The following is a 20,316-nucleotide window of genomic DNA, read 5'->3' as shown; positions in this document are numbered from 1 at the left end:
ATATTTTCACATGAAACCGGACACCATCGTCGCGCTGGCCTCTGGCGCGGGCCGCGCCGGCGTCGCGGTGATCCGGCTTTCCGGCCCCGCCGCCGGCGCCACGTTGGGCGCGCTCACCGCCCGCGATCTGCCCAAGCCGCGCGCGGCCACCCGCGAAGCGTTCTGCGACCCGCGCACGGGCCGGTCGCTCGACGACGGCCTCGCGCTCTGGTTTCCCGGCCCGCACAGCTTCACCGGCGAAGACGTCGCCGAGCTGCAGATCCACGGCGGACCGGCCGTCATCGCCGCGATCATCGACGCCTGCCTCAGCCAACCCGGCGTGCGCATCGCCGAGCCCGGCGAATACACCCGCCGCGCTTTCGAGAACGGCAAGCTCGACCTAGCCGAGGCCGAAGGCCTCGCAGACCTCGTCGACGCCGAGACCGAGGGCCAGCGTCGCCAAGCGCTCCGTCAACGGCGCGGGGCGCTCAGCGCCGTTTACGAAGGCTGGCGCGGCCGGCTGATCGAGGCAGCGGCTTTGATCGAGGCCGAGATCGATTTTCCGGACGAAGACTTGCCTGGCGAGCTTTCGCGCCGCGCCGGCCCGCTGTTGCAGGCGTTGGCCGACGACATGGCCCGCCACCTCGACGACGCTCACCGCGGCGAGCGCATCCGCGACGGCTACCGCATCGCCATCATCGGCCCGCCCAACGCCGGCAAGTCGAGCCTGCTGAACGCGCTGGCTCAGCGCGAAGCCGCTATCGTCAGCGACATCCCAGGCACTACCCGCGACGTGGTCGAGGTCCGCCTGGTGCTGGCCGGCTACCCGGTCTGGATCGCCGACACGGCGGGGCTGCGCGAAGCCGCCGATGCGATCGAGGCCGAAGGCGTGCGCCGGGCCCTGGCGCGGGCCGAGGAGGCTGATCTGCGGATCGCGCTCGTGGAGGTCGGCCACGAGGTTCCGCCCGAGCTAGCGGCCGCCGTCCGCCATGGCGACTTGCTCGTCCGCTCCAAGGCCGATCGGCTCGAGGCGCACAAGTCCGGCGACATGCTGGAGGTCTCGGCGCTGACCGGCATAGGCTTGGCCCAGCTGCACGCCCAGCTTGTCGAACGCGTCGCCGAAGCGCTCGGCCGAGAGGAGGCGCCGGTGCTGACGCGGGCGCGTCACCGCCGGCTGGTGGAAGCGGCGCGGGGCGCCTTGCTGCGCGCGTTCCCGGCGCTCGATCACGGCGCTGAATTGGCGGCCGAGGACGTGCGCGTCGCCGCCGATCAGATCGGCCGTTTGACCGGCCGGATCGATGTGGAGGATTTGCTCGGCGAGATCTTCTCAAGCTTTTGCATCGGCAAGTGAGTCTGCACGAAAACCTGCATGGAATGCGGCGTTTCACGCGAAACTGGTGAACCGCCGTTAGCGTGTTTCGTGTGAAGCATCAGTGCGTCGCGTCGCCCTTCGACAAGCTCAGGGTGACGCCGTCTAAGAGCGGAACGACATGTCGAAGCATCCAGCGCCGACGCTCGAATTGGCGTCATGCTGAGCTTGTCGAAGCAGGACGTCACGCACCAGCAGTGGTGAGCAAGTGACGAGGCGGGGCCGCTCCTATATGAAGCCGGCACACATGAGCACCGAGCGCTCCTACGACGTCATCGTCATCGGCGGCGGCCACGCTGGCTGTGAGGCCGCGGCGGCGGCTGCGCGCCTCGGCGCGCGCACGCTGCTGCTGACGCACAAGCTTGAGACCATCGGCGAGATGAGCTGCAACCCAGCCATTGGCGGCCTGGGCAAGGGGCACCTTGTCCGCGAGATCGACGCGCTCGACGGCGTCATGGGCCGCGTGGCCGACGCGGCCGGCATCCAGTTCCGGCTGCTCAACCGCTCCAAGGGTCCCGCTGTCCGCGGTCCCCGCGCCCAGTCGGACCGCAAGCTCTACCGCCGGGCCATGCAGGCGGCGCTGGCGGAGCAGGCGAACCTCACGATCCTGGCGGCTGCCGTCGAAGACCTCATTGTCGAGGAAGGGCCCACCGGCTTCGACAAGCTCGGCCTGACGCCGGTGGGTGTCAGCAATGAGCCCAGCAGCGTCACCCTGAGCTTGTCGAAGGGCGACGCGGCGCGGTCCGTCACGGGCGTCATTACGCAGGACGGACGGGAGTTCCGCGCGCCCCGCGTCGTGCTCACCACCGGCACGTTCCTGAAGGGCGTCATCCATATCGGCGACAAGCGCATCCCCGCGGGCCGCCATGGCGAGGCGCCGGCGATCGGGCTTTCGGACCGCTTGTACGGCGCGGGTTTCACGATGGGGCGGCTGAAGACCGGCACGCCGGCGCGGCTCGACACCAACACCATCGACTGGGCTTCGCTGGAATTGCAGCACGGCGATGACGAGCCCTCGCCATTCTCGTTCCTGACCGAGCGGATTACGAACGAGCAGGTCGCGTGCGGCGTCACCTACACAAACGCCGAAACGCATCGGATCATCGAGAAATCGCTGTCGAAGAGCGCCGTCTATTCCGGCGCGATCAGCGGCCGCGGACCGCGGTACTGCCCGTCGATCGAGGACAAAGTCGTGCGCTTTGCCGATAAGTCGGCGCACCAGATTTTCCTCGAACCCGAAGGGCTCGACGACGACACCGTCTATCCGAACGGCATCAGCACCTCGCTGCCGGAGGACGTGCAGGAGCGCTTCATCCGCACGATCCCGGGGCTCGAGCACGTCGTCATCAAGCGCCACGCCTATGCGATCGAGTACGACTATGTCGATCCGCGCGAGCTGATGCCGTCGCTGGAGACGAAGCGGATCAAGGGGCTCTATCTCGCCGGCCAGATCAACGGCACGACCGGTTACGAGGAAGCCGCAGCGCAAGGGCTGATCGCGGGCCTCAACGCAGCCCGCGCCGCAGGCGGAGCAGGGCTGTTCGAGGTGACGCGCGCCGAGGGCTATATCGGCGTCATGATCGATGATCTCGTCACGCGCGGCGTCACCGAGCCCTATCGCATGTTCACCTCGCGCGCCGAGTATCGGCTCAGTCTGCGCGCCGACAACGCCGATCAGCGGCTGACGCCGAAGGGCATCGAGCTCGGTTGCGTCGGCGGCGAGCGGGCGCGCGTTTTCGCCAATAAAATGCGGGAAATCGAAGCGGCGCGCGCATTGGCGCATGCGCTCAATCTCACGCCCGCGCAGGCCGAGACGCGCGGCCTCAAAGTCAATCAGGATGGCCAGCGCCGCGATGCGCTGCAGCTGCTTGCGTATCCCTCGATCAGCTACGAGCAGCTCGCCGCGATCTGGCCCGAGCTCGGTTCGTTGTCGCGCCAAGCGCGTGAGCAGCTTGAGATCGACGCGATGTACTCCGGCTATCTCGAACGCCAGGCGCTCGACGTCGAAGCGTTCAAGCGCGACGAGGATCTGCGTCTCTCGCCTGATCTCGATTACGCCGGCGTTGGCGGGCTTTCCAACGAGGTGCGCGAGAAGCTCGCCGCCGCGCGCCCCGTCACGCTCGGCCAAGCCTCGCGCATCGAGGGCGTCACGCCCGGCGCGCTCACGGCATTGCTGGCGCATGTGAAGCGCGAACAGAGGAAACGTGCATGAAGCTTGCCCGCGATACGCTTTTCATCCTGCGCGCGCCGTTCGAGGACGCAGCGCTCGACGGCACCTGGTTCTGCACGTCGTGCGCGACCATGGAAGGCGCGCTGCTCGCCAACCCGCATTGGGCGACGCACATCGAGGTGAAGCGCATGCCGTTCCCGCGGCCGCGGCACGAGATGATCGCGCTGATCGGCGAGGAGAACCAGTCGATGCCGGCTTTGGTGCTGGCCGACAGCTCCAAGCCGCCGGAAGGCGCCAAGCAGTTCGAGGGCGTGTATTACCTCGACGAGCCCAAGCCGATCACCCGCTACCTCGCCGCGACGTACGGCGGAGCAGGGCCGCACCCGTGAGTCTGAGCCGCCTTTGTGCTCCCCCGCGCGCGGGGGAGCTGCCGAGCGCGGCGAGGCTGAGGGGGGCGTCGGCAACTTCCCCCTCCGTCGCCTTCGGCGACACCTCCCCCGCAGGCGGGGGAGGATGCAAGTGACCCACGGCCCCGCGGAGTTCCAGGCCGCCCTCAATGTTTCACGCGAAACCATGGAACGCTTGGTTACCCACGAACGCTTGCTGGCGGAGTGGTCGGAGCGGATGAATCTAGTCGGGCCGAAAGAGCTTGATGCCTTTTGGTCGCGCCACGCCCTGGATAGCGCACAGCTGATCCAGCTCGCCCCTGAGGCGAAAAGCTGGGTCGATCTCGGTTCCGGCGCGGGGTTCCCGGGGCTGGTAGTGGCGGCGTTCCTGGCTGAGCGGCCGGGAACGTCAATGCACCTGGTTGAATCCACCGGGAAAAAGGCGGCCTTCCTGCGCGCGGTAGCTGAGGAAGCGGGCCTGCCGGTGACGGTCTTCAACCAGCGGATCGAGGCTTTTGGCGCCGGTCGCGGCCCATATGACGTGGTTACCGCCCGCGCCCTCGCGCCCTTGAACCGACTCATCCCCTATGCGAAGCCGATTCTCGATCGCGGCGCGATCGGGCTCTTCCCAAAAGGCGCGAACCTCGACGCCGAGCTGGCCGCCGCGACAGACGTCCTGAATGGTGGGGCGTACCGGGCAGACGTGCTGGAGAGCCTCAGCGATCCGCGCGGCCGCATTGTACGCGTTACAAGGGCCGCCTGATCCTGTCGCTCTGCAAAGGAGTGGGACATGCGCGCTTTGGCGATCGCCAACCAGAAGGGCGGCGTAGGCAAGACGACGACCGCGATCAATCTCGGCACAGCCCTGGCGGCGGCTGGGAAAGGCGTGCTGATCTTCGACACCGACCCGCAGGGCAACGCCTCTACGGGCCTCGACATTCATCCGCACGACCGCAGCGTCACCAGTTATGACGTGCTGGTCGGCCAACTGCCGCTGGCCAAGGCGATCCTGCCGACGAAGGTGCCGCAACTCTACATCACGCCTGGCGATGCGCGCCTTTCCGGCGTCGAAGGCGAGCTTATGGGCGAAGCGCAGCCGCAATTCTTTCTGCGTAATGCGATCGATCAATTCCGCGCCGAACAGTCGCTCGGCATCGACTACGTGCTGATCGACTGCCCGCCGTCGCTGAACGTGCTGACGGTGAATGCGCTGACGGCGGCGGACGGGATCCTGGTGCCGCTGCAGACGGAATACTTCGCGCTCGAAGGCCTCGCGCAGCTTTTGGCGACCATCAACGCGGTGAAGGTGAACCTCAATCCCGCGCTCGAGATCCAAGGCGTTGTGCTGACCATGTACGACAAGCGCACGTCGCTTTCTGAGCAAGTGGCGCAAGAGGTGAGGGCGCACTTTCCAGACAAAGTCTACGAGACGGTGATCCCGCGCAATGTGCGCATCAGCGAGGCGCCGAGCCACGGGCTGCCCGCGATCATCTACGATCAGAACGCCGCCGGCAGCAAAGCCTACATCAAGCTTGCGAAAGAGCTGATTGATCGCGAGCGTTTGTTGAACGCGGCGTGAGGAAGGGCCGGAAATTTTTACCCATGGGCAAGGATTGCCCAGCAAGTTGTTAAGCATACCGAATCGGGTCGGGTGTGCAGGAGACGGGACGATGAGCGAGTTTGCGAGACGGGGATTGGGACGCGGCCTCTCGGCTCTGCTCGGCGAACCGGTGCGCACCGAACCGCCGAAGCCGGCGAACAACAATCCGATCAATCCCCAAGCCGAAGCGCCGCGCGCGCCGATCGAGCCGCCGCGCAACGTGTTCGAACTGCCGATCACCAACGCGCAGCCGACCCCGGCGCCGTCGCCTGCTCCGGTTGCGCCACCGGTCGTGAACGAAGCGCCTGTCGCGCCGCCAGTGGTCGAAGCGCCCGCGCCTGCTCCTGTCGCGGCGCCTGCGCCGGCCCAAACGCAGGCGGCGGCCAGCGACGGCCCGCGTTCGATCCCGATCGACCTGGTGCAGCGCAATCCGCAACAGCCGCGCAAGCACTTCGACGAAGCGGACCTGAGCGAGCTCGCGTCCTCGATCCGCACGCACGGCGTGCTGCAGCCGATCCTGGTTCGCCCGATCGCGGACGGCCGCTTCGAGATCGTCGCCGGCGAACGCCGCTGGCGCGCCGCGCAGCGCGCGGGCCTGCATTCGATTCCGGCGGTGATCCGCGAGCTCAACGAAGTCGAAGTGCTCGAGATCGCGATCGTCGAGAACGTGCAGCGCACGGATCTCAACCCGATCGAAGAGGCCCAAGGCTTCCAGGCTTTGATCGATCGCTTCGGACGCACGCAGCAGGAAATCGCCGACGCGGTCGGCAAGTCGCGCCCGCATATCGCAAACATGCTGCGCCTTCTGGCGCTGCCGGACGATCTGCAGGAGATGGTGCGTGACGGGCGACTTTCGTCGGGCCATGCGCGCGCGATCCTCACCGCGCCCGATCCGCGCGGCCTGGCGCAGAAGGCGATCACCGAAGGGCTGAACGTCCGCGAAGTCGAACGCTTGGCCCAGATCGCCAAGGACGAAAAGCACGGTCCGCGCGTGACGCCCGGCGGGATCGAGACGAAGAGCGCCGACACGCGCGCGCTGGAGCAATCGCTCTCTAACGCGCTCGGGCTCGAGGTCACGATCACCGACAAGAACGGCGCCGGCGAAGTGAAGATCGCCTACAAGACGCTTGAACAGCTTGATGACGTGATCCGCAGGCTGCGCGGCGGGTTCTGATCTGATCCTCCTTCCATCGTGACGGCGCAGTGTAAGCGCGCGCGGAGAGGGGGAGGATAGATTTTCACGCTTGGCGCAAGCGCGCGCTTCGCGCTTACTGCCGGCGCATGAACAGCGTCTACGCTTCGCTCGGCACCACGGTGTTCGAGACCATGTCGCGCCTCGCGGCGGAGAAGGGTGCGGTCAATCTCGGCCAGGGCTTTCCCGAGGACGGCGGCCCGCGCGACATCCTCGAAGCGGCCGCGCGCGCGACGCTCGACGGGCCCAACCAATATCCGCCGATGCGCGGCCTGCCGGAGCTGCGCCAAGCCGTGGCTGCGCATTATCGTGCGCACCAGCAGATCGACCTCGATTGGCAGCGCGAGGTGACCATCACATCCGGCGCCACTGAAGCGATCGCCGCGGCGCTGCTGGCGTTCATCGAGCCGGGTGACGAAGTCGTGCTGTTCGAGCCGATGTACGATGCGTATCTGCCGATGGTGCTGAGGGCCGGCGGCGCGCCGCGGATCGTCCGGCTCCATCCGCCGCATTGGCGTTTGGAGCGTGGGGCGCTCGCGGCGGCGTTCAGCGAGCGCACGCGCGTCGTCGTCATCAACACGCCGCACAATCCGTGCGCCAGCGTAATGAGCGCGGACGAGTTGGCGCTGCTGGCCGAGCTTTGCCGTGAACACGGCGCCATCGTCATCAGCGACGAGGTGTGGGAGCACGTGACGTTCGACGGCGTGCGCCACGTCTCGATGCTCGAACACCTGCGCGAGCGGACGCTGAAAATCGGCTCCGCCGGCAAGATGTTTTCGCTGACCGGCTGGAAGGTCGGCTTCGCCTGCGGCGCGCCGGCTTTGACGGATCAGTTCGCCAAGGCGCATCAATTCCTCACCTTCACGACGCCGCCCAATCTGCAGCGCGCCGTCACCTATGCGCTGGGCAAGGACGCCTCCTACTTCGACGAGATGCGCGCCGCTTTTCAGCGCTCGCGCGACCGGCTTGTCTCCGCGCTGGAAGGCGAGGGCTATGTGCTGCTGCCGGCGAAGGGCGCCTATTTCGTCAGCATCGATCTTCCCGCCTCCGGCATCGGCATGAGCGATGTCGCCTTCGCGCAGCATGCGATCGAGCACGGCGTCGCCACCATTCCGCTCTCCGGCTTCTACCCCAATCCCGATCCGCCCAACCTGGTGCGCCTCTGCTTCGCCAAGCGCGACGACACGCTCGACCGCGGCGCAGCGGCGCTGATCAAGGCCAAGCGCTCAGCGTAGCACGCGGCTTGCGTCGACCACCTCCACGTCCGTCATCATGCGCAGGTACGCGTCGAACCATGGCTTGTGCGCGGAGCCGACAATGACGAGCACGCGCGCGCCGGGCTGTTGCGCCATCGCTTCGCGGATGTTGGCGACCTGGCGGAGATTGCGCACCTCCCAGTCGGCGACGCGGGTGCGGCCGATGGCGTTCGGCGTTTCGCGGTTGATCATGTTGAGCCACTGGCCGTTCGCGTCGGTGTGCCCGGTGCGCGGGGCGTTGAGCATGCGATAGGTGTCGAGCGCTTGGCTCGGCGTGCGCAGATTGCGCGCCGCTTCGCGCAGCGGGGTGAACGCGGGGTCGCGCATCAGTTCGGCCATCCAGGCTTGGCTCATCAGCGCTTCGAGATCGGCGATGCGCGCAGAGCCGATATCGTCGCTGCTGTGGTCATCGACCGGATAGAGCCGCTCCAAGCCGAGCCGCACGGCGAGGCGCGCGCCGATCATGTGGTTCTCGTTCTTGCGCGTGTCGTACTGCGCCATCTGCTCGACCATCAGCGCGCTGACGCCGTCCTCGGCAATGCGCTCGGCGGGATCGAGTCGCCACCATTGCACCAAGGCCGAGCTCGGATCGCCGGAAGCGACGAACAGCGCCGCCAGTCTGCGCCGCTGTGCGGCCGTAGGCTCGGCCGGCCAGTCGGCGAGCGTGCGGCGCACTTCGGCTTCGGCGTCTGGAAAGTCGCGCTGCAGGCCGTGGCGCACGCCGGCGGCCATAGTCATCGGGCGGCCGCCATAGCTCGTCGCGCTCTCAGGGTAGATGTCGCGATAGCGCCAGAGCGCGTCGATGCTTTCGCCGGAGAGGGCTTCGATGGCGATAATGTCGGGATCGAAGGCGGCGAGCCGGTCAAGCAGGGGCTCCAGCACGGCGGGATCGAAGTCGTCGGGCGCGCCGCTCAAGTGCGGGGTGCCGAGCACGAGCACTTGCGTCGGTTCGCCGACGACGCGGTCCTGGTAGGCGCGCGGATCGAAGGCGCGGGTTTGGGCGGCGGCGGGCGCGGCGATGGCGGAAAGAAATACGGCCGCGGCTAGAACGACTCTCATGCTGTCCCTCTCGAAAGCTTCCTGTCGTGGACGCGTTCCGGGCCGCGATTGGATGCAGAGGGATTGTACGGCCGCGCGGAGAGGGGGCGGATAGATTTTCATAAGCGAAGGCCGCGGAGGGGGAGCATCCTCCGCGGCCTTGCTTGTGCGCCGTCCCTGGGGGCGATCGTTCGCGGGGAGCTACGCGACGATTTGGGCGGCTTGGTTCATCACGCTCAGCGCAACGGGGGCGAACACGGCGCAGGCGGCGATCAGGGCGTAAAACTTGGTCATTGGAATGCTCTCGAAACTGGATTGGCGCTTAGGCGACGATCATCGCGGCTTGGTTCAGCGTGGCGTAGGCCATCGGCGCGAACATCAGGGCCGCGAACAGGATCGAATAAAACTTGGTCATCTCAGGTGCTCCTCTGGCCGAAGCGCCATCGCTTCGATGAGGAGAACCTAATGCGGCCCTCAGCTGGGCGATGTGACCGGAGTCACGGCCGGCGCGACGGCCTCGACCGGGTCCTTTTCGCCGCGCGACACCACTGTCGCCACCACCAGGTCGCCCGTGACGTTGAGCGTGGTGCGGCACATGTCGAGGAAGCGGTCGACGCCGAGCACGAGGCCGATGCCTTCGGGCGGCACGCCGACCATCACCAGGATCATGGCGATCACCGGCAGGGACCCGGCCGGCACGCCGGCGGTGCCGATGCCGCCCAAAATGCACACCAGCATGACGATGACCTGCTGAGTCAGCGTCAGGTCAATGCCGAAAAACTGCGCCAGGAACAGCACCGTCACGCCCTCGAACAAGGCGGTGCCGTTCTGGTTGGCGGTGGCGCCGACGGTCAGCACGAAGCGCGAGATCTTGCGCGGCAGCTTGAGCTCGGTTTCGGCGGCGCGCAGCGAGATCGGCAACGTCGCGTTTGAGGAGGCGGTCGAGAACGCGACCACCATCGGCTCGCGCACCTGGCCGAAAAACGCGAACGGATTCTTGCCGCCAAAGATCAGCAGCACCAGCGGATAGACGACGAACATGTGAATCGCCATCGCCGCCACGGCGACGCCGGTGAAGGCGGCGAGCCGCACCAATAAATCCCAGCCGAACAGCGCGGCCAGGTTGAACATCAGGCAGGCGATGGCGATGGGCGCCAGTTTGATGACGAGGTTGATGAGCTTCATCATCACCTCGAACAGGCCGTTGATGGTCTGCTGCAGCTGATCGGTCGCCGGCGAACGCGTCATGACGAGGCCGATGCCGAACAGCAGCGCGAACACCATCACAGGCAGCACGAGATTGTCGCTGGCGGCCGAGAACACGTTCGAGGGGACCAGCTCGAGGAAAAACTGGCCGAGATTCACCTGGTCCGGCGCATTCTCGACGATGCCGGCGGCGCCCTCGGCGCCTTGCGACAAGAGCTGCTGAGCCAGCGCGGGATCGACGCCGTCGCCGGGTCGCAACGCGTTGACCATGCCGAGACCGATCAACACGGCGATGGTGGAGACGACGATCGTCATCAGCAGCGTCTTCCAGCCGACACGGCCGAGCGCGCCCAAATCGCCCATCTCGGCGACGCCGATGACGAGCGCGCTGAACAGCAGCGGCAGCACCAGCATGAAGAGGAGGCGCAGGAAGATCTGACCGAGCGGGCCGGTGACGTTGGCCGTCAGCCACACCACCCAGTCCGTCTCCGGGCCGATGTTGAGATTGACATAGAGCCCGGCGCCGAGGCCGACGGCGAAGCCGAGCAGCATCAGCCAATGCAGCGGCACGCCGCCTTTCTTGGTCGTTTCCATGTCTCTCCCCGGCGCCTGTTCTTGTTGTGAGCAGCTTGGCTAGCGGCGCGGGCCCGGCCAATCAACCCGCGGCGCTATAGCTTTTCAGTCTACCCGACCGCGAAAACGGAAATCGCGCACGGCTTTTGTTCGCTCTCGCGTCACGCGAAAAGCGGAGGGCCGGAGACGCGGGGTCGCGCGTCAAAGAAAGTGCGCCGTTGGTTCGGCGCGTTATGACGCGAAAGCCCGCGTCTCCGCGATCGTTGGGGCGCCGGCGCCGTCGCCAGGGGTATTTCACCCTGGTAGGCGGCTCGGCCGGCGGCGCGCGGGTTGTCGTGTTCGACGACAGGCCCCTGTGCCTCTTCCCGCGTTTGGCGCGGGCTTCTGCGGCTTCGGCGCTACGGCGGTTGGAGCTGGCGAGTAGTTGCGCTCGCCACGCGCTCGCTTCGCTCGGATCCGCCGCCTTCCTCGCGCGCCGCGCGGACGCCCAGTCCGCGCTCGCGTTTCGAAGAAGCCTTGCCGCTTCACGCTCGATCGCACCGTCTTCGCGTCGGCTGAACAGGGTACCAACTGCCCTCCAGCGAAGACGATGGCGGCAGTATACGCCCGGTCCGGAGGGGCGGGGATAGATTGTAATGTTTGAAAAAGCGAAGGCCGCGGAGGGGGAGCATCCTCCGCGGCCTTGCTTGTGCGCCGCCCCTGGGGGGCGATCGTTCGCGGGGAGCTACGCGACGATTTGGGCGGCTTGGTTGAGGGTCGCCATCGCGAACGGCGCGAACACGGCGCAGGCGGCGATCAGGGCGTAAAACTTGGTCATGGGATTGCTCTTGAAACTGGGCTTTGGCGCTTAGGCGACGATCAGGGCGGCTTGGTTCAAGGTGGCGTAGGCGGCCGGGGCCATCAGCAGCGCCGCGAACAGGATCGAATAAAACTTGGTCATCTCAGGTGCTCCTCTGGCCGAAGCGCCATCGCTTCGATGAGGAGAACCTAGGCGCTGCCGGCGCAGGACGATGTGACGGTGGTCACGCTCTGCAGCGGCGCCACCATGTTCACAGTCCTGTCGTTGCCGGACACGCCTTGGGCAATTAACCTCAGCCGAAATATCGGGTGGGGAAGTCAAATGCCGACATTCAACGGCACGCCAAACGCGGATCCGATCTCCGGCACGAATTCTGCCGACACGATCAACGGCTTCGGCGGCGACGACACGCTAGGCGGCTTTGGCGGCGACGATACGATCAATGCCGGCGACGGCGCAGATACGGTCATCGGCGGCTTTGGCAACGATACGATCCTTGGCGACGCCGGCGACGATCTGCTGCTCGGCGAAGGCGGCAACGACTTCATCCGCGGCGGCGAAGGCTCGGACATCCTTGCCGACAACGACCTGTTCGTCTCCGGCGGCATCGCCAGCCCGATCCCGGATACCAACAGCGACGATCTCCGTGGCGAAGGCGGCGACGATTTCCTGAGCGGCGGCGCGTTCGACAATTTCGATGGCGGGACCGGCAACGACCTCGCGCTGATCGATCTGAGCGGCTTGGGCGCCAACGCGGCGGTCGATCTGCGCCCGCTCAGCACCGGCGGCGTCGGCCAGCTCTCCACCTTCAACACGATCCGCAATGTCGAAGGCGGCATCAGCATCACCTTCGCCAGCTGGACCAACACGGCCTATGGCTCGGACTTCCTCGAGGAGTTCTATGGCGGCAACGGCAGCGACACGTTCTATGGCGGCGGCGGCGACGACTTGCTGAGCGGCGGCGGCGGCAGCGACGTGCTCCGCGGCGAGGCGGGCTTCGATACGCTGGTCGGCGGCGAGGGCGGCGATTCCTATTACATCGATGTCGACGACACGATCAGCGAGACCGGCGCGAGCGGCAGCGATCACATCTTCGTCGGTTACGACTACGCGCTTTCGGCGGTGTTCGAGAATTTGACGCTGCTGGGCGCCGCGCGCTTCGGCACCGGCAACGCGCTGGCGAACTCCATTTACGGCAACGATCAAGACAACGGCCTGATGGGCCTCGGCGGCAACGACAATCTGTTCGGCTATGCCGGCGTCGATACGATCGAAGGCGGCGACGGAAACGACACGCTCGATGGCGGCGCCGGCGGCGATGTGATGACCGGCGGCATCGGCAACGACACGTTCGTCGCCGGCGACGGGGCCGACACGATCGACGGCGGCGGCGGCGCGGACACGTTGGACTATTCGGCGTCCGGGCAGGGCGTCACGCTGAACCTCGCGACGAGCGCCGCTTCGCACAACGGCGTGAGCGACCTCATCACGGCGATCGAAAACGTGACCACGGGCGCCGCCGCCGATCATCTGACCGGAGACGCCAACGCCAACGCCTTCACCGCGGGCGACGCTGACGATTGGCTCGACGGTGCAGGCGGCGACGACACGCTGCGCGGCGACGCCGGCCACGACGATATCCATGGGGGTGTCGGCAACGATTCGCTTTTCGGCGGCGCCGGTGACGATCAGCTCTACGGCGGCGATGGCGCCGACACGATCAGCGCGGCCGACGGCGCCGATCACGTCGAGGGCGGCGCGGGCGACGACATATTGTCCGGCTTCCAGGTCGTGACGCCGGCCAACCAGCACTTCGACGGCGGCGCAGGACTCGATCGGCTCTCCTTCGGCGCGACTGCGTTGGTGATCAACATGCCGGCCGGCACGGTGACGTTCACCAACGGCGCGGTCGCCACGTTCGTGGGCGTCGAGACGATCGAGGGCAGCTTCTACGACGATGTCTATTACGGCGACGATTCAGGCGCCGTGTTCGATGCGCAGACGGGCGACAACACGATCTATGGCGGCGCCGGGGCGGACACGTTCGACGCGGAGTACGGCAACGACGAGATCCATGGCGGCGGCGGCGACGACGTCATCAATGCAGGCTCGGGACTCAATGTCGTTCACGGCGACGGCGGCAACGACACAATGGTCGGGGGTCACGACGTCGATCAAATCTACGGTGACGACGGCGACGATCATATGGAAGGCTATTACGGCGACGACACCCTCGATGGCGGCGCCGGCAACGACGTGGTGGACGGCGAGGATGGCAACGACACGCTCCACGGCGGCGCAGGCGACGATGTGCTGATCGGCTATTTCGGCAACGACACCGCGCACGGCGGCGACGGCAATGACAGCTTCGAGGGTCACTGGGGCAACGACACGTTTTATGGCGGCGCCGGGGACGATTTCTTCAATGGGAGCTTGGACGTCGGCTTCTTCGACGGCGGCGAAGGGTACGATTCCGCCCAGTTCGCATGGACGGCGGCAACCGCGACCTGGCATCGGAATCCTGACGGCAGTTGGACGTTCACGTATTCGGATGAAACGGACACGTACGTGAACGTCGAGCACGTCACGTTTGTCGGCGGGGGCGACGTCTATCTGCGCGCGCCGAACCGGACGCTCACCGGCGACGGCACGTCGGACATGCTGTTTCTGCGCAATGACGGCTTCCTGGCGAGCTGGAGCGTCAACGGCACAGCCATCACATCGGTGCAAGGGCTCGCGACGCTGACGCCGGGGTGGACCGTGCTTGGCACGGCGGACTTCAACGGCGACTGGCGCGACGACCTCCTGCTGCAGGATGCCAACGGACGCGTGTTCAACTGGCAAATGAACGGCGCCGCGATCGAGGCCGAAGCCGACGTCCTGACGCTTAGCTCCGAATGGAGCTATCTCGCCGCCGGCGACTTCAACGGCGACTGGAAGGACGATCTCATTTGGCGCCATGCCGACGGCACCGTTGTCATGTGGCAGATGGATGGCGCGGCGATCGTCAACGGGGGCGCGCTGACGGCGCTCGGCCCGGAATGGACGCTCGACGGCGTCGGCGATTTCAATCGTGACGGCCGCGAAGATCTGTTGTGGCGGCGCGACGACGGGCTCTCTTTCATCTGGAACATGGACGGCATGAGCATCGCCGGCGCGGCGCCGACGTCTGCGTTCGCTGGAACTGAATGGAGCCTGGGCGCGGTCGCCGACATCAATGGCGACGGCTATTCCGACCTGATCTGGCAGCGCGACGACGGCTTGATCGTCAGCTGGCAGATGGAGAACGGCGTGCTGACGAGCGCGGGCGTGCTGGCCAGCATCGACCCCGCCGAATGGACTCTGCAGACCGTAGGCGATTTCAACGGCGATGGCCGCGATGACGTCGCCTGGCAGAACAACGACACCGGCACCGTGTTCGTCTGGCTGTTGAACGGCAATGCGATCCAATCCGCCGGCGCGCTGGCGACGCTCGGCGACGAGTGGGGCTGGATCTAAGGCCGCGGCCTAATTGCTAACCCACCAGCTTCGCAACGCCGCGATAGGCGTCGGCGGCGATCAGCTCTTGCGGGGCGCCGGCGGTCTTGGAGCGGAGTTCGGCGGCCCAGAGGATGTCGAAAGCGGCGTTGAGTTTCTTGCCGCTCCAGAGCCGGACTTGCGCGGCGACGGCGTCGCGCTCTTTCCAAAACACGGGCGGGCGGAGTTTGCCGACGGCGTCGGTCGCGCTCATGCCGCCATCCATCAAGAGGCGCGCCTCGCGCAATTGATGCATGCGCCTGAGCAGCGCACGCAACGCTGAGACGCCGGAGAGCGCGTCGATGCGGGCGAGCGCTTCCACCGCTTGCGCCGCGCGGCCTTGCGCGGCGGCGAGGCTGGCGGCGTCGAGCGCGCTTTCGCCTTCGTCCGTCATCAGCGCTTCGAGATCGGCCGTGCTGATGGGGCGGCCGAGGCCGTGGGCGTAGAGCGCCAGCTTCTCGATTTCTTTCGTCGCGAGGCCGCGATCGACGGGCAGGGCGCTTAGAAACGTCTCCTCCGCATCGCGTTCGAACGTGATGCTCATTTCCTTCGCCAGCGTGCGCGCGTGCTGGGCGCGCTCGGCGTCGGTCTCTTCGTAGAAGGCGATAACGGCGGCGTTCTTGGCGGCGGTGAACTTCTTCACCAGCTCGGCCGTCGAGCCGAGATCGCCGGCTTCGACGATGAGATAGCCGAGCGGCTCGTCACGCTCGTAGCCTTCGAGCGCATCGACGATGGCCGCGTCCGCGCCTTTGCCGGCGAGGCGCGCCCACACCACGGTCGGCCCGCCCAGCAGCGACTGCGCCGAGAGCGCATCGACGAGCCGCGCGGCGTCTTTCTTGATGTCGTCGTCGCCGAGTTTGGTGATTGCGTAGGGATCGTCGCTCTTGCCGACAGCCCAGGCGGCGAGCTTTTGCGCCGCTTCGTGGCTGAAACTTTCGTTGGGACCGTAGAGCAGGACAGCGCGGACGGTTTTGTCCGGCTTGTCGAGGAAGCGCCGGATCGAGGCGCCCTGGATTTTCACCGCGCCGCGCCGGCCTCGCGCGCCTGCGCCATACGCAGCGCAAGCTCGGCGCGGAAGCGTTGCGCCATGGTCTCGGCCGCGCGCTCGCGCGCATCGTCCTGCGCGGCGATCTCGCCGAAGGCGGCGGTGGGGATGTCGTAATTGACAACGGTGACGACCGAGCCGCGCATCACTTGCGCGCCGGGCTGCGGCGGCGTCAGCACGTAATTGGCGATCAGGCGAAGCTCGGCGCGCGTGGCGGACTCGTCGCGGCGGATGCCGAGCGGGGTGACTTGTTCGAGCAGCGTGATCTCGAGCTGTGACGGTGGGGCATCGCCGTTCTCGACCGAAAGGATGCGGCTGAGCTCGGTGCGCAGCACGTGGCCGGCTTTGCCTTCGATCTCCTCGATCGAGACAGGGCCGATGGCGGGGCCGCCGCCGGCGGGCGCGTACATGGGCTGGAAGCCGCAGGCGGCCAGAAGCAGTGTCAGACTGGCGATGAGCACACGCATACAAGGCACTCCGGAGCGATCACCTTAGCTCGTCATTCCGGACGCGCGTAAGCGCGATCCGGAACCCAGGGGATCGTAGGGCGCCTCAATTGCCCCTGGGTTCCGGGTTCTCGGCTGCGCCGAGCCCCGGAATGACGATGAAAACTCGATCCGCCCAAATCTCAATTGGCAACGATATTCACGATCCTGTCGGGAACGACAATGACCTTGCGGATGGTGACGCCCTCCAGGAAGGGCTTAACCGCAGCGTGTTGCAGCGCGAGCGCCCGGACATCGGCCTCGGCCGCGCCCTTGGGCGCCTCGATCTCGGCGCGTTTCTTACCGTTCACCTGGATCGGCAGCGTCACCGTGGTGCGCGCCGCCAGGGCCGGGTCGGCGACCGGCCAGGGCTCGACGGCGACGAAGCCGACCAGGCCCAGCTTCTCCCAGCACTCCTCCGCCAGGTGCGGCATGAACGGAGAGATCAGCTGGATCAGGATGCGCAGCGCTTCGCCGCGAGCGAAGATCGAGCCGCCATCGTCAGCCTTCAGCTTGGCGATGGCGTTGACCAGCTCGTAGCAGCGCGCGACGGCGACGTTGAAGCGGAAGTGCTCGATGTCGTCGGTGACGGCCTGGATGGTGCGGTGCGCCAGCTGACGCAGGGCGTGCGCTTCGGGGTTCGTGGCGGGCGCCGCGTCTTTTTCCTTGGGCGCGGGGTGGCCGTGATTGTCCACCAGCGTCCACACGCGCTGCACGAAGCCCCAGGCGCCTTTGACGCCGGAGGCGGTCCATTCCACATCGCGCTCCGGCGGTGAATCGGAGAGCACGAACCAGCGGGCGACATCGGCGCCGAAATCCTGCACGAACGCGTCGAGATCGACGACGTTCTTTTTGGACTTCGACATCTTCTCGATGGCGCCGATTTCGACGGCTTGGCCGGTGGCGAGATCGATACGCTTGCCGTCTTTTACGTCCGTCTCTTCCGGCAACAGCCAAGCGCCGCTCTGAGACTTGTACGTCTCATGCACCACCATGCCTTGCGTGAAGAGGCTGGCGAAGGGTTCGCCGTTGGCGGGGCCGTCGAGATAGCCGCAGTCGCGCATCGCGCGGGTGAAGAAGCGCGCATACAAAAGGTGCAGCACCGCGTGCTCCACGCCGCCGACATACTGATCGACCGGCAGCCAATAACTGGCGAGTTTCCTGTCGAACGGCGCGTCCGGATTGTTCGGATCGGTGAAGCGGGCGAAGTACCAGCTCGAATCCACGAACGTGTCGAGCGTATCGGTCTCGCGCTGCGCCTCGCCGCCGCAGGAGGGGCACTTCACATGCTTCCAAGTCGGATGGCGGTCGAGCGGATTGCCGGGCCTGTCCTTGTCGAACGTCACGTCCTCGGGCAGCGCGATCGGCAAACTCTCGGCCGGCGCCGGCACGACGCCGCATTTGGCGCAGTGGATCGCCGGGATCGGGCAACCCCAATAACGCTGGCGCGAGACGCCCCAGTCGCGCAGACGCCATTGCGTCGTCGCCTCGCCCTTGCCGAGCTTCACCAGTTCGTCGATCGCGCGCGCGATCGCGTCGCGCGTGGAAAGGCCGTCGAGGAAGCGCGAATTGTAGATCACGCCGTCGCCGGTGAAGGCTTCGGTTGTGATCGTATGCGTCGCGGCATCGGCGCCGGGCGGCAGCACCACCGGCTTGAACGGCAGCTTGTATTTGTTGGCGAAGTCCAAATCGCGCTGATCGCCGGCGGGCGAGCCGAAGATTGCGCCCGTGCCGTAGGTCGAGAGCACGAAATTCGCGCCCCACACCGGCAAAATCCAATCCGGATCGAACGGGTGGCGCACGCGCACGCCGAGATCGACGCCGAATTTCGGCGCTTTCTCGATGTCGGCCTCCGACGTGCCGAGATGGGCGCATTCCTCGATGAATTTCGCCACCGCCGGATTGTGCTTGGCGATCGCTTTCGTCAGCGGATGATCGGGCGCGAGCGCGAGGAAGCTCGCGCCGAACAATGTGTCCGGGCGCGTGGTGTAGATTTCGATCGGGTCGCGCGCATGATTGGGCTCGCTCTTTCCTCCCCCGTTTACGGGGGAGGTGTCGCCGAAGGCGACGGAGGGGGCAGTTGCACGCGCCCCCTCCGGCTCGCTGGCGCTCGCCACCTCCCCCGCAAGCGGGGGAGGAAATGCGGCGATGTCCCACCAAATCTTGGCGCCCTGGCTTTTGCCGATCCAATTCGACTGCATCAGCCGCACTTTGTCCGGCCATTTGTCGAGGCCGCCGATCGCTTGCAGCAAATCTTCAGCGTAGGCGGTGACGCGGAACATCCATTGTTCGAGTTCGCGCGTCTCTACCGGCGCGCCGGAGCGCCAGCCCTTGCCGTCGACCACCTGCTCGTTGGCGAGCACGGTCATGTCGACCGGGTCCCAGTTCACTTTCTGCTTCTTGCGATAGACGAGCCCCTTTTTCCAAAAGGCCAGGAACATCGCTTGCTGGTGTTTGTAATAGGCCGGATCGCAGGTCGCGAGTTCGCGCGACCAGTCGATGGCGAGGCCGAGCAGCTTCAGCTGCTCGCGCATCGCGGCGATGTTGTCGTAGGTCCAGCCCTTAGGATGGATGCCGCGCTCCATCGCGGCGTTTTCCGCCGGCAGGCCGAACGCGTCCCAGCCCATCGGGTGCAGCACATTGTAGCCGTTCGCGCGCCGGAAGCGCGCGATCACGTCACCCATGGTGTAGTTGCGCGAATGGCCGACATGGATGCGCCCCGACGGATAGGGGAACATCTCCAGGACGTAGGCCTTCTTCTTGCCCTTGGCTTGCTCTGGCGAGAGCGCGCGGTCGATGCCGGCGTCGGCCCAGCGGGCGCGCCACTTCGGCTCGACTTCGCGATGATTGTACCTTGACGACATGGCTGCTCACGCCCCTTCCGGAGCGCTGTTAAGACGAAAAACGAACGCTCTTGTCTAGCGGACGTTGCTAAGTCGCAGCTGGCGCGCGCGCGTCAGGATCGCGTTCTCGATCTGAATCTCGGTGTCGGGATCCACCGCCGCGTCGACCCATTGGCCGTTCGCCTGCGTCTGCTTGAAGATCGAGACGTTGAGCGCGTCGGCCCTGAGGCGCGTGTCGAGGATGTAGACGGTCGCCTTGAAGCGCTCGTTCGGCGTGGTCGGGTCCGAGTACCAATCGGTGATGATGACGCCGCCGAACGGATCGGCCGACTCGAGCGGCATGAAGTTCAGCGTGTCCAGCGAAGCGCGCCACAGGAACGAGTTGACGCCGATGCCGGCTTCCTGGTCGTCGCCGCCGCCGCCGCCGAACAGGGAAATGCCGCCGCGATCACGGTCGGCGTCGGCGCGCGATTGCCCGGCCGGGCTGTCGTCGCCGCGGAACATCGAGCACGCCGAAAGCGCTACGGCCGCCACCATGAAGAGAGCGCCCTTCAAGAGCGTCCGCCCAGCCTGCGTCATCAGATATTCCCTCCAGGTGATCGTTACCGCCGCCTTCATCCCCGGGCGGGGCAGCCCATATATCATGCGCCCGGATGAGAACCAGTGGTCCACTGCGAAGCTGGCTATGTTGTGGCTGCGAGTTCTCCAGATTCACTAATCGGGGAAATCGCGAGCAGATCGGGAACAAAGGCCGCCGCCAAGATTTTGACGAAATATTCGCTGGGACGTGTGACCTTAAATTCACAGCACCGCCCAAGCGATTCGGTTATAGTGGGCAGCTAGGGCCTAGAGCTGAGGG

Annotated in this window: 14 protein-coding genes; 8 read left to right on the top strand and 6 right to left on the bottom strand. The window is 66.3% G+C overall.

Going from position 1 to position 20,316, the window contains the following annotated elements; translation table 11 throughout:
• The first annotated feature begins 10 nt into the window (after positions 1 to 10).
• The 7 genes from mnmE (at position 11) to VEA80_RS18880 (ending at position 7,931) form a co-directional block, all read left to right on the top strand.
• On the top strand, positions 11 to 1,330 hold the full coding sequence (gene mnmE, locus VEA80_RS18910) for a tRNA uridine-5-carboxymethylaminomethyl(34) synthesis GTPase MnmE (protein ID WP_325062349.1): 1,320 nt from the start codon (positions 11 to 13) through the stop codon (positions 1,328 to 1,330).
• Between the two features lie 265 nt (positions 1,331 to 1,595).
• Positions 1,596 to 3,560: a tRNA uridine-5-carboxymethylaminomethyl(34) synthesis enzyme MnmG gene (gene mnmG, locus VEA80_RS18905; RefSeq protein ID WP_325062348.1), complete on the top strand. Its 1,965-nt coding sequence runs from the start codon at positions 1,596 to 1,598 to the stop codon at positions 3,558 to 3,560.
• Entirely contained in the window at positions 3,557 to 3,907 is a 351-nt protein-coding gene (locus VEA80_RS18900) for a DUF3088 family protein (protein WP_325062347.1), read from the top strand. Before mnmG ends, VEA80_RS18900 begins: the two co-directional genes overlap by 4 nt.
• A gap of 124 nt (positions 3,908 to 4,031) precedes the next feature.
• Positions 4,032 to 4,667 (top strand): 16S rRNA (guanine(527)-N(7))-methyltransferase RsmG, encoded by a 636-nt coding sequence (gene rsmG / locus VEA80_RS18895; RefSeq protein WP_325062346.1) that lies wholly within the window; start codon positions 4,032 to 4,034, stop codon positions 4,665 to 4,667.
• Positions 4,668 to 4,694: 27 nt separating this feature from the next.
• A complete protein-coding gene (locus VEA80_RS18890; protein ID WP_325062345.1) occupies positions 4,695 to 5,483 on the top strand; it encodes a ParA family protein in 789 nt (262 codons plus the stop codon).
• A 91-nt stretch (positions 5,484 to 5,574) separates the two neighbouring features.
• On the top strand, positions 5,575 to 6,678 hold the full coding sequence (locus VEA80_RS18885) for a ParB/RepB/Spo0J family partition protein (protein WP_325062344.1): 1,104 nt from the start codon (positions 5,575 to 5,577) through the stop codon (positions 6,676 to 6,678).
• 107 nt (positions 6,679 to 6,785) lie between these two features.
• Positions 6,786 to 7,931 carry an aminotransferase gene (locus VEA80_RS18880; RefSeq protein ID WP_325062343.1) on the top strand — a complete coding sequence of 382 codons (1,146 nt, stop codon included), beginning with the start codon at positions 6,786 to 6,788 and terminating at the stop codon, positions 7,929 to 7,931.
• Here VEA80_RS18880 and VEA80_RS18875 read toward each other — a convergent pair.
• Together VEA80_RS18875 and VEA80_RS18870 are read right to left on the bottom strand one after the other, a co-directional pair.
• A complete protein-coding gene (locus VEA80_RS18875) occupies positions 7,923 to 9,011 on the bottom strand; it encodes a DUF5694 domain-containing protein (protein WP_325062342.1) in 1,089 nt (362 codons plus the stop codon). The genes VEA80_RS18880 and VEA80_RS18875 overlap by 9 nt on opposite strands.
• A 453-nt stretch (positions 9,012 to 9,464) precedes the next feature.
• Positions 9,465 to 10,790 carry a dicarboxylate/amino acid:cation symporter gene (locus VEA80_RS18870; protein ID WP_325062341.1) on the bottom strand — a complete coding sequence of 442 codons (1,326 nt, stop codon included), beginning with the start codon at positions 10,788 to 10,790 and terminating at the stop codon, positions 9,465 to 9,467.
• A 1,099-nt stretch (positions 10,791 to 11,889) separates the two neighbouring features.
• Here VEA80_RS18870 and VEA80_RS18865 point away from each other — a divergent pair.
• On the top strand, positions 11,890 to 15,066 hold the full coding sequence (locus VEA80_RS18865; protein ID WP_325062340.1) for an FG-GAP-like repeat-containing protein: 3,177 nt from the start codon (positions 11,890 to 11,892) through the stop codon (positions 15,064 to 15,066).
• 16 nt (positions 15,067 to 15,082) lie between these two features.
• On the opposite strand, the gene holA is transcribed toward VEA80_RS18865, so the two are convergent.
• From holA to VEA80_RS18845, 4 genes are all read right to left on the bottom strand, one after another.
• Positions 15,083 to 16,105: a DNA polymerase III subunit delta gene (holA, locus tag VEA80_RS18860; protein ID WP_325062339.1), complete on the bottom strand. Its 1,023-nt coding sequence runs from the start codon at positions 16,103 to 16,105 to the stop codon at positions 15,083 to 15,085.
• Positions 16,102 to 16,596, bottom strand: coding sequence for an LPS assembly lipoprotein LptE (gene lptE / locus VEA80_RS18855; protein WP_325062338.1), 495 nt, complete (start codon positions 16,594 to 16,596; stop codon positions 16,102 to 16,104). The genes holA and lptE overlap by 4 nt, the downstream gene beginning before the upstream one ends.
• A 161-nt stretch (positions 16,597 to 16,757) precedes the next feature.
• Positions 16,758 to 19,478 (bottom strand): leucine--tRNA ligase, encoded by a 2,721-nt coding sequence (leuS, locus tag VEA80_RS18850; protein WP_325062337.1) that lies wholly within the window; start codon positions 19,476 to 19,478, stop codon positions 16,758 to 16,760.
• Positions 19,479 to 19,532: 54 nt separating this feature from the next.
• Positions 19,533 to 20,036: a DUF3576 domain-containing protein gene (locus VEA80_RS18845; protein WP_325062336.1), complete on the bottom strand. Its 504-nt coding sequence runs from the start codon at positions 20,034 to 20,036 to the stop codon at positions 19,533 to 19,535.
• Between the last annotated feature and the right edge of the window lie 280 nt (positions 20,037 to 20,316).

This window comes from Vitreimonas sp. (genome assembly GCF_035627415.1).
Classification (GTDB): Bacteria; Pseudomonadota; Alphaproteobacteria; order Caulobacterales; family Aquidulcibacteraceae; genus Vitreimonas.
This window is presented reverse-complemented; position numbering and strand designations above follow the sequence as displayed.